The following is a 14,363-nucleotide window of genomic DNA, read 5'->3' on the forward strand; positions in this document are numbered from 1 at the left end:
CCATTATGAAAAGAAAAGATACAGACAGCGGCCTTCAGCGCGGAAATGTGATTGGTTTTACATGTCAAGTGATTTTTCTTGAAAGTAAGGTAAACAATAGTTGCAAACGGTTTTTAGCTGTGGTAAATTATTTAAAGTATTGTATAACGAAAGCATCTGAGACACTATGTTTGAAAAGATGTTTCGCGCAGTTAGGAGGGAAACAAATGGCACGTAAATGTTTTATTACAGGTAAAAAAACAAAAGCCGGAAACAACCGTTCTCACGCAATGAACGCTTCTAAACGTACTTGGGGCGCCAACCTTCAAAAGGTCCGCATCCTCGTTGACGGCAAACCTAAAAAAGTATATGTATCTGCCCGGGCTTTAAAATCCGGAAAAGTTGAGCGTGTATAAGCAAAAATGAACGCCTGCCCTTTTATGCGGCAGGCGTTTTTTATGCGTTCAAAGAGGGCGATTTCAGCTCCTTGGGCCTACTCTTTTCTAAATGAGCCCAGCATCGCCCGGACAATTCCTCCTAAAAACTTCGGCAATTTAATGGTATAAAATTTCATTTTGTCCCCTCCTATAAGTTCCGTATCCGCTGCGTTCATCACTTTAGGATTCATGGTTTTTTCCGCATATGGCAGAAGCCGCTTTTTTAATCCGCGCTCCTTACCATTATTAATATGCCTTTTGCAAACGAAAAAGTACCTCGTGAATGAATGAGTTCGTTACTAATACATAGTGTGGAACCCATGGGAATATGACAATTATCCAGAGGATATTTAAAACCGTCGAGTGTCAGGCCCTCTGCCGCTTCCGCAAACGGAATAAAAGAAACATAGCGTCTGTTGCTTTTTTCTTCAATTGTATAACGGCCGGGTCCGAACATCTGAATCTCATTCTGCCTGTCGATCAGTTTGACATCAGTGTCCTTATTTACGGCTTTATACAGCAGCTGAATGTTCCCTAAAAAATGATCGGCTCTTCCGCCCGTCACACCGAATATCCGAATGTGCTCCGGTTCTTTTTGTAAAGCCCAGTCAAGAGCGAGTTCCAGATCGGTATAATCTTTTTCTGCCTGATACACATGGAGGGACGGCGCAGCTTCTTGAATCTGCAGGAGCTCTTCTTCCGTAATGCTGTCAAAATCACCGAAAGCTTCCTGCGGAATGATCCCGGCCTCCAAAAGAGCGACCGTCCCTTTATCCACTCCGACCCACGTCGTATCTCCGTCTGTGTACGCGGACAGCTCGGGAATAAACTCCCGGGGGCCGCCCGCAACAATATTGATTGTCTTCATATATTATCCTTTCTCTCTAAATACGAAAAGAGCCGGCGGCTTTCACCGGGCTCTTTTTCAGCATGTTTATTCTGCGTTTCGGATGTCAGCGATGGCTTTTTTCCGATCCGGCTGATTATATACGGCAGACCCGGCAACAAGCAGGTTGGCGCCCGCTTCAGCGCATAAAGGAGCTGTTTCTTTATTAACGCCGCCGTCCACCTCGATTAAAAGTTCAGTAAGGCCTTTCTCCTCAGCCAGCTGTTTGACCTGACGGATTTTCGGCAGGACCGAATGAATGAAGCGCTGTCCTCCAAAACCCGGATTAACCGTCATTAACAGCACAAGGTCCAGCTCATCGATCACATGTTCAATGATTTGAACGGGCGTATGCGGATTGAGCACAACTCCCGCTTTTACCCCTTGCTCTTTTATCAATTGAATGGTCCGGTGAAGATGCGGACACGCCTCGGCGTGGACGGAAAGGATGTCCGCGCCGGCTTTTGCGAATGCCGGGATGTAGCGGTCCGGGTTTTCAATCATAAGATGGACATCCAGCGGCAGATCAGTCACCGGACGGACGGCTTCAACGATAAGCGGTCCGATTGTAATGTTAGGGACGAAATGGCCATCCATGACATCAATATGGATATAGTCCGCCCCTCCTTTTTCCACGTCTTTAATTTCCTCGCCCAGTGAAGCAAAATCGGCGGAAAGAATTGATGGCGCAACCTTAATCATATTAATACCTCGGCTTTCTCTCTTTTATTTCCTGCATAAATTCTTTGTAATGCTCATAGCGGTACGTCCGGATGTCTCCTTCTTCAACCGCTTGCTTTACCGCGCATTTCGGCTCCTTAAGATGCAGACAGCCTCTGAATTTGCACGAGGCGCTTATGTCTCTGATCTCAGGGAACGTGCTGCCGAGCTCTTCTTCCTCAATATCGGTAAACTCAAGCGAACTGAACCCGGGAGTATCCGCCACAAGACCGCCTGATGTATGAATGAGCTCCACATGGCGCGTCGTATGTTTCCCGCGTCCTAAATGTGCGGAAATCTCGTTTGTTTTCAGCTCAAGCTCCGGGCTGATCGCATTTAAAAGCGAAGATTTTCCGACTCCGGACTGGCCGGCAAACACCGTGGTTTTGTTCTCGAAGTGTTTCACAATGTCTGTTAAACCGCTGTTTTCTTTTGATGACGTCACATATACGTCATAACCGATCGCCTGATAGTCTTTCACATAAGACAGGATCTTCTCTTTCGTTTCCGCGTCTGAAGCTAAGTCCATTTTGGTTATGCAGATGATCGGATGAATGCTGTTGGCTTCCACAAGGACGAGAAAACGGTCCAATAATGACGTGCTGAAGACCGGCTGAACGGCGGAAAAGACGAGAACGGCCTGATCGACGTTTGAAATCGGCGGCCTGATCAGCTCATTTGTTCGTTCTTTGATTTCCAGCAGGTAGCCTTCTTTATCATTTTCAGCCTGATAAACGGCATAATCGCCGACCAGAGGCGTTATTTTATTTTTTCTGAAAATGCCCCGGCCCCTGCATTGAATGATCTTGTCCTGTGATTCATCCAAGACATAATAGAATCCGCTTAATGCTTTAATAATTTTGCCCTCAGGCATACGGTCCCTCCTTGGTCAGTCATTATCTTCAGGGTATTCAATCGTCTTATAGCTGACGACTTTATGATCGACCATCACTTGATAATACCCTTTTTGTCCTTGATCAACCTTCAGTTCAATCGTTTTTTCAGTCGGCTCTTTAATTTTGAACGAGTCATACGTATCAGAGATACTGTGGTCTTTATCATCGATGGCGATTTGCACTTCAAGCTCGTCCCCTTCATGTTCGGGTTCGTAGGGAATGCTGATTTTTTCTTTTACCGTTTTCGCCGGTTTTTCTTCAGGTCCGAGCGAAAACGTCACTTCAACATTACTTCCCGGCTTAACCGCTGTGCCGGCTGACGGCTCTTGCTTCATGACTTGTCCTACCGGCACGTCATCTGAATGCGCTTCTTTTTCAACAAGCTGCAGGCCATTATCTTCAAGATACCCCGAAGCCGCTTCTTTGCTGTAAGTTTTTAAGTCCCTCAGCGTAACATCCGCCGGCCCGAGGCTGACCGTTAAGCTGACTTCATCATCGCTTGCGACCATGTCGGTGCCGGCTGACGGGCTCTGGTCAATTACGGTGCCTGCCGCACTGTCATCATTCTCTTCTTTTATATTGACATGTTTGAAGCCTTTATCCTTCAGCGCTTTTTTCGCGTCGTCGATCTGCCGGCTTTTCACGTCGATCAGCTGCGTTTTCGGTTTCCCGATACTTTTGTACAGTTTTACAGAAGAGCCTTCTTTAACGGCAGATCCCGCTTTCGGATCAGTTTTGACCATTAATCCCTCTTCGATTTTTTCATCTTCAATGTCCGCCATATCAGGGTCGGCTTCGAGACCGTTCTTTTCCAGCAGGGCTTCCGCTTTTTCGTACTTCATGCCCCGTACGTCGGGGACGCTTACATCTTTGGGCATAAACAGAGACGGGAACACGGTGACTGCTAGAACAGCCGCCATAATGAAAATGAAGCAGACGGCCAGCAGAATCCACGGCCATTTCCGTTTTTTCTTTTTGACGGGCTGCTGTTCTTTATCGTCCGTCTCCTCCGGCGTTTCCGCATGAGGCGCGGCTTTTGCACCGTCAGTAATAACGGGAATCGCTTTCGTCATTTCCTCATCATCCTGCACGGAAAATTTTTGTTCATTCAGCCTGCCGGCGTCAAAAGCCGTTCTGATGTCCGCTTCCATGTCTTCTGCGCTGTCATAGCGGTGAAACGGATCTTTGGCGGTTGCCTTTAAAATAATGTTTTCAACGCTCTGCGGAATCGAAGGGTTCCACTTTCTGGCGGAAGGCGTTTCTGTCTGCAAGTGCTTTAATGCTATGCTTACGGCTGATTCTCCGTCAAAAGGGATTTTGCCTGTTAAAAGCTCAAACAGCACGATGCCGAGTGCGTAAATATCTGATTTTTTCGTTGCCAGACCGCCTCTCGCCTGCTCCGGAGACAAATAATGAACCGAGCCCAGCACAGAATTCGTATGTGTGATTGTCGTCGAGGTGAGGGCTGTGGCGATGCCGAAATCCGTCACCTTAATATGCCCTGAATGATCTATCAAAATATTGTGCGGTTTAATATCCCGGTGCACGATATGATTTTGATGGGCATGGGCGATGGCTGAGACGATCTGCTCCATAACGGACAGCGCTTCTTTCGGATGAAGCGGTCCGTGTGCGGTTATGTATTCCTTTAATGTCATGCCTTCCACATATTCCATGACAATGTAATAAATATCGCCTTCCTCCCCGATATCGTAAATACTGACGATATTCGGATGGTCAAGGCTTGATGCCGACTGTGCTTCTCTTCTGAAACGCCTGATAAACTCAATGTCATTCACAAAGTCAAACCGCAGAATTTTAATTGCGACTTCACGTTCGAGAATGATGTCCTCAGCTAAAAAAACGTTCGCCATTCCGCCGCCGCCAATGGGCCGGAGGATATGATAACGCCCGCTGATCCGCTTGCCGGTTAGCACTTGTCTTCACCCTCTTTTGCATCTGCGGAAAACTCAATCAATACAGCCGTGATATTATCTTCGCCGCCGTTTTGATTCGCTTTGCTGATGAGAAGGTCTACTTTTTCCTGAGGAGCAGATTCGGCTTGAAGCATTTGTTTGATCTCGTGATCTTCTATTTTATTTGAAAGTCCGTCAGAGCATAAAAGCAGCTGATCGCCGTCAGACAGCTCAAAAGAACGGGCGTCGGGGCTGATGGTTTCATCTGTCCCCAGCGCTCTCGTCAATACATTTTTCCGCGGATGATGCTCGGCGTCCTCTTTCGAAATTTCTCCCGTCTTGACCAGCTCATTCACAAGCGAGTGGTCTTCAGTCAGCTGAACGAATTCACCCTCTTGAAGCAGGTAGCACCGGCTGTCTCCGATATGGGCCACAGTGACAAACTTCTCCGTGAATAAAGCGCAGACAACGGTGGTGCCCATTCCCCGGCATTCTTCATTCGCTTTTGCGTGTTCATACACCCTGACATTCGCCTCATGAATCCGGTCTTTGAGCCAAACCTCACAATCAGACGGCAGAGACGGAACGGATTCGGCCCGGTTCCACTGCTCTTCCATCGCTGCAACCGCCATCCTGCTCGCCACATCTCCGGCAAGATGACCGCCCATGCCGTCGGCGACAACCGCAAGCACCGCTTCTTCTTTTGTGAAAATGCCCGCCGCATCTTCATTATGCTGGCGGACTTTACCTGTATCTGTTTTCAAGGCTGTAATCAACCTCTTCACCTCGTCTCGTCTTGACGCTCCTTCGCGCGAAGCTGACCGCAGGCCGCGTCAATGTCATGGCCTTGCTCTCTTCTGATCGTGACATTTACACCGCGGGATTTTAACGTTTTTTCGAATGCGAAAATCTGATCTCTCGGTGTGCGGACGTAATCCCGTTCAGGCACATAGTTTACCGGAATTAAGTTGACATGGCATTTCACGTCTTTTAACAGTTCTGCAAGCTCTTCCGCGTGTTCGACCTGATCATTTACGCCTCCGAACAAACCGTATTCAAAGCTGATCCGTCTGCCTGTTTTCTCGATGTAATATTTGACGGCTTCCATAAGGTCAGGAAGCTTATAGGCTTTGTTAATCGGCATCAGACGGCTTCTGATCTCCGTATTCGGGGCATGCAGAGAAATCGCGAAATTGATCTGCATTTTTTGATCGGCGAAATCGTAAATCTTCGGAATGATGCCGCTTGTGGAAACCGTGATATGACGCGCTCCGATGTTCAGTCCTTTATCATGGTTAATGATTTTTAAGAAAGCGAGCATCTCATTGAAATTATCAAACGGCTCTCCGATTCCCATGATGACGACTGAGCTGACGCGTTCATCCGTTTCATCAAGCGCCTTTTGCACTTTCACGACTTGAGCGACGATTTCTCCCGCTTCAAGATTCCGTTTCAATCCGCCAAGTGTTGACGCGCAAAATGTGCAGCCGATCCGGCAGCCGACCTGTGTCGTTACACATACAGAATTGCCATACTCGTGTCTCATTAAAACCGTTTCAATTGTATAACCGTCGTGAAGCTCAAATAAAAATTTCATCGTGCCGTCTTGTGACGTCTGCTTTACAGCCGTTTTCAGCGTTGTCAGCACAAAATTGCTCTCGAGTTTTTCACGCAGGCTTTTTGAAAGGTTTGTCATTTCCTCGAAAGAAGAAACCCGTTTTTCATAAAGCCATTCAAAAATCTGTGCTGCGCGGAACGGCTTTTCGCCATTCTCGGTCAGCCATTGTTTGATTTCATCTAATTCAAAAGAGTAAATGGACGGTTGTTCAGTCCGCAGCTCTTTCCGTATGCTTGTCTTTTTTAATTGTGTCATTTTTTATCCCTTCTTTCTCATGCTGCTAATAAAGAAACCGTCTGTTCCGAAATAATGCGGAAGAATTTGAAGGCTTCCATCCTGAACAAAGGGTCTCGCCTTTTCAGGCAGCCGCTTTTCAAGAGACAAATCGGGTTCAAACTCAGGGTGTTCTTGTATAAACGCATGCATAACTTCATCATTTTCTGTCCGGTCCATTGTACACGTACTGTATACGAGTGTGCCACCTTTTTTTACTAATGGGGCGATTTCCCTTAAAATACCGAGCTGGATCTCTGACAGCCGTCTGCTGTCATCCGGCGTCTTCGTATATTTCATATCAGGCTTTCTTCTGATGACGCCGAAACCTGAGCACGGGGCATCGACGAGAACCCGGTCAAACCGTTCTGCGCCAAAAGCGTCCCCAGCTTTTCTGGCATCCATCGTTTGCGCGTCGATGATCGTAAGTCCGAGCCGTTCCGCGCCTTCTTTAATCAGCTTCACTTTATGGCGGTGAAGATCAAGCGATGTGAGGCTCCCCTCGTTCTCCATTAATTCCGCGATGTGAGCCGACTTTCCTCCGGGTGCGGCGCATGCGTCTAACACGGTTTCCCCCGGCTTCGGGTCCAGCGCCCGCGCGACGAGCATTGAGCTTTCATCCTGAATGGATACTTGCCCGTTTTGGAAAAATTCCGTGTTTGCGATGCTTCCTTTTAAAAGCTTAATCGCATCAGGAGAAAGGTCTCCGGCTTCCGCTTCCAGACCCGCATTTTCCATCTCATTCAGCAGCTTTTCCCTGTCAGCCTTGATGTGATTGACACGGAGCGTCTGTTTCGGCGGAACGAGATGAATCCGGCAGATCTTTTCGGCCGCCTCAAAGCCGTATGCCTCAACCCACTCCTTTACGAGCCATTCGGGATGGCTCGTCTCTGTTGAAAGGCGGAGAATCGGGTCTTCGATTTCAGCGAATGACGGCGCGCCCTCACGCTGCAGGGAGCGCAGGATGCCGTTGACAAAGGACGCGATTCCCTTATGCCCGCGTTTTTTGGCGATTTCAACCGCTTCATGGATGGCGGCGCGATCCGGAATTTTTTCTAAATATTCCATTTGATATGCGGACAGACGCAACAGCTGAATCACCCATGGCTTCACCTTATTTGGCTTGCGGATAAAAGGCTTCAGTATATAGTCTAGAGCGATTTTATTTTGCAGCGTTCCGTAGACAAGCTCTGTCAGCAGTCCCCTGTCCTGGTCGCTGAGCGTGTTCGTTTTGATAACCGATGTAAGAAGCAGGTTGCTGTATGCCTGATTTTGTTCAAGCTTCTCAAGCGCTTCAAGGGCAAGCTCACGGACATTAATTTTTTTCATCTGCTGCTCCTAACACGTCACCTGACTGAACATTTTTTCCTCTTACAAAATCCTCGCCCTTCATCCGTTTTTTACCTGACGGCTGCAGCTCTGTGATTAAAAGGGCGGTGCCGTTTCCCGATGCGACGACAATGCCGTTTTGCTCCGTGCGGATGACTGTTCCGGGCGCTGCTTCAGTTTTTGCCGCAACTTTTTCAGACGCCCATACTTTAATATTTTGTCCGTTCAATGTTGTATAGGCGACAGGCCAAGGGTTTAAGCCTCTGATCTGGTTGTAAATCTCTTCCCCGGGCTTTGTCCAGTCGATCCGCTCCTGCTCACGCTTAATGTTAGGCGCGTAAGTCGCTTTTGATTCGTCCTGCCTGATCGGTTTAATATTTCCGGAAATGACGTTCGGAACGGTCTCTGACAAAAGCTTTGCCCCCGCTATGCTTAATTTGTCGTGAAGCGTGCCGACATTATCCGTTTCATCAATTTCCACTTCGATTTTAGAAATCATATCACCCGCATCAAGTTTTTCTACCATATACATGATCGTCACGCCCGTTTTCTTCTTGCCTTGGAGAATCGAATAATGTATCGGCGCTCCGCCTCTTAATTCAGGCAATAGTGACGCGTGCACGTTAATGCAGCCGTATTTCGGGCCGTCAAGCAGCTGCTTGGGCAGGATCTGTCCGAATGCCGCGGTAACAATCAGGTCCGGTTTCAGGCTGAGCACTTTTTCTATTTCTTCTTCAAGCCTTACTTTTTCGGGCTGAAGCACGGGGATGCCGTGACGTTCAGCTTCAGCCTTTACGGGAGGCGGCGTCATGATTTTTTTTCTGCCTTTGGGGCGGTCAGGCTGCGTAACGACCCCAACCACTTCATATCCGTCTTCAATAAGCGTGCGCAGCACGGGAACTGAAAAATCGGGCGTTCCCATAAAAACGATCCTTGTCATCCAATCATCCTTCCATTTCTGCCAGTTGTTCTTCAGTGTAGTACGCCGTAATTTTTGACGTGAATAAGATGCCGTCTAAATGATCCATTTCATGCTGGACGGCTCTGGCCAAAAAGCCTTCCGCTTCTAAAACAAACGGTTTTCCTTTACGGTCGTAAGCTTTTACCTTTACGTAATCCGGGCGGGTGACGTCGCCGTAAACCCCGGGAAAGCTTAAGCAGCCTTCAACTCCGGTCTGCTCACCGCTCTTTTCAAGAATAACCGGATTCACAAGGTCGATCCGGCCGCTTTCTTCACCGATATCAACGACGGCAGCTCTTTTTAAAATGCCGATTTGCGGCGCGGCGAGGCCGACGCCATCCATTTCAAGCATCGTATCGTACATATCATCAAGCAGTTTTTTTAATTTTTTATCAAACACTGTCACTTCTTCAGCGGGTGTTTCCAGAACTTCCGCGGGGTGTGTGACGATTTTTTTCACAGCCAAAATTTTGCCCTCCAAAACTAATGTTACATCAGCATGTACGGATTCATATCGATTGAAATCATCACATGCTTTTGCGCAATGTCGCGTTTATAGTGCTCCAGTATTTTTTTTAACTGAATCTGCAACTCGTTTTCCTGTCTGTATTTTATCACGCATTGATAGCGATATCTATCTTTGATCCTGGCAATCGGGGAAGCCGCCGGCCCTAGAATTTTCGTGTCGGGCCCGCACCCCGCTCTTAAATAGTTTGTAATCTTTTCTGCGGTGACCGCGGCTTTTGCCGCTTCTTCATGAGAAACGGTCACCAGCGCCACGTAATAATAAGGCGGATATGACTGAGCCCGCCTGTGCGCCATCTCCTGCTGAAAGAAAGTTTCATAGTCATGCGATTTCGTCAGCTGAATGCTGTAATGAGACGGTGTATACGTTTGAATGACCACCGTTCCCGGCTTTTCATGCCGCCCGGCCCGTCCGCTTACTTGGGTCAACAGCTGAAATGTCTTCTCAGCCGCCCTGAAATCAGGGATGTGAAGCGTCGTATCCGCGCTTAATACTCCGACGAGAGTCACGTTCGGAAAATCAAGCCCTTTTGCGATCATTTGCGTGCCGAGCAGAATATCCGCTTTTCCTTCACCGAACGCGGACAATAGCTTTTCGTGGGCGCCTTTTCTTGAAGTCGTGTCCACATCCATCCTGATGACGCGCGCCTGAGGCAGTACTTTGGTAAGCTCTTCCTCCACACGCTGCGTTCCCGTGCCGAAAAAGCGGATATGTTCACTGCCGCATTCCGGACATGTTCCCGGAACAGACTCCTCATGACCGCAGTAGTGGCATTTCAGCCTTTGCCCGTAGCGGTGATAAGTCATTGAAATGTCGCAATGCGGACATTGCGGTACATAACCGCAGTCCCGGCACATGACAAACGAAGAATACCCCCGTTTATTCAGAAAGAGAACAGCCTGCTCTTTTTTCGCAAGCTTCTCTTCCAGCTGTTCCATCAGCTCTATTGAAAACATCGACCTGTTGCCGTTTCTCAGCTCTTCTCTCATATCAACGAGAGAAACATCCGGCATGAGCTGGCGATTTACGCGGTGTTTTAACGGAAGCAGCTCATAAACGCCTTTTTTCGCCCGCGCAAATGACTCCAATGTCGGCGTGGCGCTCCCGAGGACGACCGGACAGCTGTGATGCTCGGCCCGGCGGATGGCTACGTCCTTTGCATGATACCGCGGCATTTCCTCCTGCTTATAAGAAGATTCATGCTCTTCATCAATAATGATCATACCGAGATTTTCAAACGGAGCAAAGATGGCCGACCTGGCTCCGACGACAAGCCGGACTTCCTTACGCTGAATCTTCCGCCATTCATCGTATTTTTCACCTGTGGATAAACCGCTGTGCATGACCGCAACCTGAGAGCCGAAACGGCCTTTAAATCGGTTCACCATTTGCGGCGTCAATGAGATTTCCGGAACGAGCACGATGGCTTCTTTTCCCTTTGCCAGCACCTTTTCAATGGACTGCAGGTAAATTTCTGTTTTGCCGCTTCCTGTTACGCCGTGAAGCAGAAAGACGTGATGAACATGATCGGCTACGGCTTGTTTAATCGGCTCAAAAGCGGCCTGCTGCTCTTCAGTAAGGGCAAGCGGCTCTGTTTTTTTGAACATTCTGTCCTGATAAGGATCGCGGTAAACCTCCTCAAAACTTTCCGTAAGAAGCCCCTTTTTGAGAAGCGTTTTCAGCGTCGCTGAACTGGAATCGGTCTTTTTGCAAAGCTCAGCCGCGGAAATCTTTTCTCCCCCGCCGATAAAATAAGTAAGCACGGCGAGCTGTTTAGCAGCCTGCTTTGTCAATGAATCTGCGTGCCGGGCGAGTTCCTCTCTGTCTGCCCCCGCCTCGATCATGCGGATCATTTTTTTATTCGTTTTCTGGGCGACCTTATACGTGACATCAATGCTTCCTTTGCGCACGAATTTTTGAAGTGACGAAAGAAGCCGTTCATCGGTAATATCCGAGTACAGAAGACTTTTCTGATTTCTGAAAAGCTGTCTGATGTCCGGTGTCAGCGCTTCTTCATCAACGACTTTCAGCTCTTTTTCGTACTTCGCCTTCAGCGCCGCCGGCAGCATGGCCTGAAGCGCCGTGATTTTAAACGACAGTGTTTTGTCAGAAAGCCATGAAGACAGCTGCATCAGTTCTTCAGTCAGAACGGGCGTCAAATCCAGCAGCTTCTCGACTTCCTTCATTGACCCGCCGTTTAATTCAGACGAATTTTTCAAACCGGTCACAAACCCTTGAAGCTTGCGCGGGCCGAACGGGACAATCACCCGCATACCGACTTCGATCATTCCCTTTAAATGATCGGGGATTTTGTAATCAAAGGGTCTGTCAATGTTTTTGGAGCTTACATCAACAATGACTTCAGCTACATTCATACGGGTTTTCGGTCCTCGGCTTTCAAAGAGATCATTTCCTTCAGCATTTCAAAGGAAACGTCAAGTTTAGACATAAGTGCAAGCTCCCGCTTTCTTCCGTCCCGGAAATAGAAGGTGACGAGATTCGTATCTGTGCCAAACCCGGCTCCTTCCGCTTTCACGTCATTCGCCACGATCATATCAAGGTTTTTCTGTTCAAGTTTTCTGCGCGCATAACGTTCGATGTCTTGCGTTTCAGCCGCGAAGCCGATCAGAATCTGGTGTGTTTTCCGTTCGCCGAGTTCTTTCAGGATGTCTGCCGTACGGTTGAATTCGATCACGAGTGAACCGTCTTTCTTCTTCATTTTATGTTCAGAAACAGCCGCCGGCGTAAAATCGGCCACGGCCGCCGTCTTAATGACGATGTCACATGAATCAAACACAGATAGCACGGCTTCTCTCATATCTGCTGCTGATTGCACGGGAAGGAACTGATACAGCCCCTCAGGAGGTTCTATTGACACCGGCCCTGAAATCAGTGTCACCCGCGCACCCAGCCGGACGGCAGCTTCGGCAGCGGCATAGCCCATTTTGCCGGTGGATTTATTTGTAAAAAAGCGGACGGGGTCCACGGCTTCGCGTGTCGGACCCGCCGTAATGACAATATGTTTTCCTTTCAGCGGCGCATCGTCTTCAGGCTCCTTAAAATGCTCTCTGACACGCTCAACAATAAGCTCCGGCTCTTCTAATCTTCCTTTGCCGACATATCCGCATGCCAAATAGCCTTCACTCGGCTCAATAAAGCGGACGCCGTCCTGATAAAGCACGGAAATGTTCCGTTTCACCGCCGGATGATCATACATATGGACATTCATCGCAGGCGCCACCCAGACAGGAGCCTCCGCCGCCAGCACCGTTGTTGTGAGCATATCGTCAGCAATTCCGTTGGCAAGCTTACCTATGACATTTGCCGTAGCGGGCGCGACGATAATTAAATCCGCCCAGTCAGCGGCGTCAATATGAGAAATCACCTTCGGATTTTGTTCTTTAAAAGTATTTGTATACACTTCATTCCGGCTCAGCGCCTGAAATGTCAGCGGAGAAACAAACTCACGCGCGGACTCGGTCATAATCACTTTTACGTTCGCACCGGCCTGAACCAGCTTGCTCGTGAGCGCGGAAGCTTTATAAACGGCAATCCCTCCGCTTACGCATAGCAGAATGTTTCGGTTTTTCATGAAGTCTCTCTCCTTTATGAAAGCATTGGACAAATCCCAAACGGAAAAAAATAACAACCTATGTAGAGATAGGTTGCTACGTGTGCTTGTTATTCGCTGTCTTCTCTTTCAAACGAAAGCAGGCCCGCGTCAATTTCTTCTAAAGCTTTGCCTACATATTTGTGAGAAATGGTATGTTCAATCTGCTGGTCTTTTTTGATCTGCATTTCACGCGCGCGTCTTGCAGACACAGTCACCAGCGTATATTTAGAATCTAATTTATTCATTAAAGAGTCAATTGACGGATCTAACATAAGTTATTCTACCTCCAGCATTTTCTTATATCTCGGAGCAACGCGTTCACGCTTTAAGTGCTCGGCGAGAACAATTGCGTTAATTTTATCACAAGCCGTTTGGATATTGTCGTTTTCCACGACATAATCATACGCGTCCATCATTTCGATTTCAGCTTTGGCGGCCTTCATTCTGTTTTCAATTAAATCGTCTGTTTCTGTCCCTCTTGTCACGATTCTATTTTTCAGCTCAGAAAGACTCGGCGGCGCTAAGAAGATAAACAGGCCTTCCGGAAATGCATTCCGCACTTGGAGCGCGCCCTGCACTTCAATCTCTAAGAAGACGTCTTTTCCTTCTTGAAGCGTCTGTTCGACATAATCAACGGGCGTTCCGTAATAGTTGCCGACATATTCTGCCCATTCAAGCAGTTTGTTGTTTTCAATCATGCGTTCGAATTCATCTCTTGATTTAAAGAAATAATCGACGCCGTCGACTTCTCCCTCTCTCGGGTTTCTCGTCGTGACTGAAATTGAGTATTCAAATTTTGTGTCTTCTTGTGAAAATATTGCTTGCCGAACCGTTCCTTTTCCAACTCCGGAGGGACCTGAGAGAACGATTAATAACCCTCTTTCTTTCATGCGGCAATTACCCCTGCCCTTCATCCATAATTTCTTCTTTCACAGAAAGTCTGTGTGCAACTGTCTCAGGCTGGACGGCAGATAAGATAATGTGATCACTATCCATGACGACAACTGCACGGGTTCTTCGTCCGTATGTAGCGTCTATTAGCATTCCGCGGTCTCTTGCATCCTGGATCATTCGCTTTATTGGCGCAGACTCCGGGCTGACAATCGAAATCATCCGATTGGCGGAGATGATATTGCCAAATCCGATATTAATCAGTTTAATCGTCATCTTCTACGTTCCCCCTGTAAAATAGACGTCTCTAGTGTAACC

16 protein-coding genes are annotated in these 14,363 nt (G+C 48.0%); 1 reads left to right on the plus strand and 15 read right to left on the minus strand.

What is annotated here, in order from left to right:
• Nucleotides 1–206 precede the first annotated feature (206 nt).
• Nucleotides 207–395 (plus strand): 50S ribosomal protein L28, encoded by a 189-nt coding sequence (gene rpmB / locus ACQE26_RS15860; protein WP_003154328.1) that lies wholly within the window; start codon nucleotides 207–209, stop codon nucleotides 393–395.
• A 77-nt stretch (nucleotides 396–472) separates the two neighbouring features.
• Here the strand turns inward: rpmB and spoVM are convergent, their stop codons facing one another.
• From spoVM to remA, 15 genes are all read right to left on the minus strand, one after another.
• Complete coding sequence (spoVM, locus tag ACQE26_RS15865; RefSeq protein ID WP_003154329.1) at nucleotides 473–553, minus strand: stage V sporulation protein SpoVM; 81 nt, start codon at nucleotides 551–553, stop codon at nucleotides 473–475.
• 86 nt (nucleotides 554–639) lie between these two features.
• Entirely contained in the window at nucleotides 640–1,284 is a 645-nt protein-coding gene (locus tag ACQE26_RS15870) for a thiamine diphosphokinase (protein WP_045926108.1), read from the minus strand.
• Nucleotides 1,285–1,350: 66 nt separating this feature from the next.
• A complete protein-coding gene (gene rpe / locus ACQE26_RS15875; protein WP_489202350.1) occupies nucleotides 1,351–2,004 on the minus strand; it encodes a ribulose-phosphate 3-epimerase in 654 nt (217 codons plus the stop codon).
• A 1-nt stretch (nucleotide 2,005) separates the two neighbouring features.
• The gene (gene rsgA, locus ACQE26_RS15880) at nucleotides 2,006–2,896 is read right to left on the minus strand and encodes a ribosome small subunit-dependent GTPase A (RefSeq protein ID WP_500470029.1); all 891 of its coding nucleotides are present in this window, start codon (nucleotides 2,894–2,896) and stop codon (nucleotides 2,006–2,008) included.
• 15 nt (nucleotides 2,897–2,911) lie between these two features.
• Nucleotides 2,912–4,855, minus strand: a complete 1,944-nt coding sequence (gene pknB, locus ACQE26_RS15885) for a Stk1 family PASTA domain-containing Ser/Thr kinase (protein WP_500470030.1) — start codon at nucleotides 4,853–4,855, stop codon at nucleotides 2,912–2,914.
• Complete coding sequence (prpC, locus tag ACQE26_RS15890; protein WP_060962816.1) at nucleotides 4,849–5,610, minus strand: protein-serine/threonine phosphatase PrpC; 762 nt, start codon at nucleotides 5,608–5,610, stop codon at nucleotides 4,849–4,851. The genes pknB and prpC overlap by 7 nt, the downstream gene beginning before the upstream one ends.
• A gap of 5 nt (nucleotides 5,611–5,615) precedes the next feature.
• Complete coding sequence (gene rlmN, locus ACQE26_RS15895) at nucleotides 5,616–6,707, minus strand: dual-specificity RNA methyltransferase RlmN (RefSeq protein WP_016936160.1); 1,092 nt, start codon at nucleotides 6,705–6,707, stop codon at nucleotides 5,616–5,618.
• 3 nt (nucleotides 6,708–6,710) lie between these two features.
• On the minus strand, nucleotides 6,711–8,054 hold the full coding sequence (gene rsmB, locus ACQE26_RS15900) for a 16S rRNA (cytosine(967)-C(5))-methyltransferase RsmB (RefSeq protein WP_438421904.1): 1,344 nt from the start codon (nucleotides 8,052–8,054) through the stop codon (nucleotides 6,711–6,713).
• Entirely contained in the window at nucleotides 8,041–8,994 is a 954-nt protein-coding gene (gene fmt, locus ACQE26_RS15905; RefSeq protein WP_500470031.1) for a methionyl-tRNA formyltransferase, read from the minus strand. The genes rsmB and fmt overlap by 14 nt, the downstream gene beginning before the upstream one ends.
• 4 nt (nucleotides 8,995–8,998) lie before the next feature.
• Nucleotides 8,999–9,481: a peptide deformylase gene (gene def / locus ACQE26_RS15910; protein WP_047475069.1), complete on the minus strand. Its 483-nt coding sequence runs from the start codon at nucleotides 9,479–9,481 to the stop codon at nucleotides 8,999–9,001.
• 23 nt (nucleotides 9,482–9,504) lie between these two features.
• Complete coding sequence (gene priA / locus ACQE26_RS15915) at nucleotides 9,505–11,916, minus strand: primosomal protein N' (protein ID WP_500470032.1); 2,412 nt, start codon at nucleotides 11,914–11,916, stop codon at nucleotides 9,505–9,507.
• The gene (coaBC, locus tag ACQE26_RS15920; protein ID WP_500470033.1) at nucleotides 11,913–13,133 is read right to left on the minus strand and encodes a bifunctional phosphopantothenoylcysteine decarboxylase/phosphopantothenate--cysteine ligase CoaBC; all 1,221 of its coding nucleotides are present in this window, start codon (nucleotides 13,131–13,133) and stop codon (nucleotides 11,913–11,915) included. The genes priA and coaBC overlap by 4 nt, the downstream gene beginning before the upstream one ends.
• Nucleotides 13,134–13,222: 89 nt before the next feature.
• Nucleotides 13,223–13,426, minus strand: a complete 204-nt coding sequence (rpoZ, locus tag ACQE26_RS15925) for a DNA-directed RNA polymerase subunit omega (RefSeq protein WP_003154346.1) — start codon at nucleotides 13,424–13,426, stop codon at nucleotides 13,223–13,225.
• A 3-nt stretch (nucleotides 13,427–13,429) separates the two neighbouring features.
• Nucleotides 13,430–14,044, minus strand: a complete 615-nt coding sequence (gene gmk / locus ACQE26_RS15930) for a guanylate kinase (RefSeq protein WP_016936166.1) — start codon at nucleotides 14,042–14,044, stop codon at nucleotides 13,430–13,432.
• A 7-nt stretch (nucleotides 14,045–14,051) separates the two neighbouring features.
• Nucleotides 14,052–14,321 carry an extracellular matrix/biofilm regulator RemA gene (remA, locus tag ACQE26_RS15935; RefSeq protein ID WP_003154355.1) on the minus strand — a complete coding sequence of 90 codons (270 nt, stop codon included), beginning with the start codon at nucleotides 14,319–14,321 and terminating at the stop codon, nucleotides 14,052–14,054.
• Nucleotides 14,322–14,363 lie beyond the last annotated feature (42 nt).

Source organism: Bacillus sp. 5RYD7K, assembly GCF_059831465.1.

What these genes read in the sequence shown, in the direction of transcription:
- rsgA (WP_500470029.1), bottom strand. Translation starts at nt 2,896, where the DNA reads ATGCCTGAGGGCAAAATTATTAAAGCATTAAGCGGATTCTATTATGTC.
- rlmN (WP_016936160.1), bottom strand. Translation starts at nt 6,707, where the DNA reads ATGACACAATTAAAAAAGACAAGCATACGGAAAGAGCTGCGGACTGAA.
- rpe (WP_489202350.1), bottom strand. Translation starts at nt 2,004, where the DNA reads ATGATTAAGGTTGCGCCATCAATTCTTTCCGCCGATTTTGCTTCACTG.
- fmt (WP_500470031.1), bottom strand. Translation starts at nt 8,994, where the DNA reads ATGACAAGGATCGTTTTTATGGGAACGCCCGATTTTTCAGTTCCCGTG.
- gmk (WP_016936166.1), bottom strand. Translation starts at nt 14,044, where the DNA reads ATGAAAGAAAGAGGGTTATTAATCGTTCTCTCAGGTCCCTCCGGAGTT.
- rpmB (WP_003154328.1), top strand. Translation starts at nt 207, where the DNA reads ATGGCACGTAAATGTTTTATTACAGGTAAAAAAACAAAAGCCGGAAAC.
- rpoZ (WP_003154346.1), bottom strand. Translation starts at nt 13,426, where the DNA reads ATGTTAGATCCGTCAATTGACTCTTTAATGAATAAATTAGATTCTAAA.
- remA (WP_003154355.1), bottom strand. Translation starts at nt 14,321, where the DNA reads ATGACGATTAAACTGATTAATATCGGATTTGGCAATATCATCTCCGCC.
- priA (WP_500470032.1), bottom strand. Translation starts at nt 11,916, where the DNA reads ATGAATGTAGCTGAAGTCATTGTTGATGTAAGCTCCAAAAACATTGAC.
- rsmB (WP_438421904.1), bottom strand. Translation starts at nt 8,054, where the DNA reads ATGAAAAAAATTAATGTCCGTGAGCTTGCCCTTGAAGCGCTTGAGAAG.
- coaBC (WP_500470033.1), bottom strand. Translation starts at nt 13,133, where the DNA reads ATGAAAAACCGAAACATTCTGCTATGCGTAAGCGGAGGGATTGCCGTT.
- spoVM (WP_003154329.1), bottom strand. Translation starts at nt 553, where the DNA reads ATGAAATTTTATACCATTAAATTGCCGAAGTTTTTAGGAGGAATTGTC.
- ACQE26_RS15870 (WP_045926108.1), bottom strand. Translation starts at nt 1,284, where the DNA reads ATGAAGACAATCAATATTGTTGCGGGCGGCCCCCGGGAGTTTATTCCC.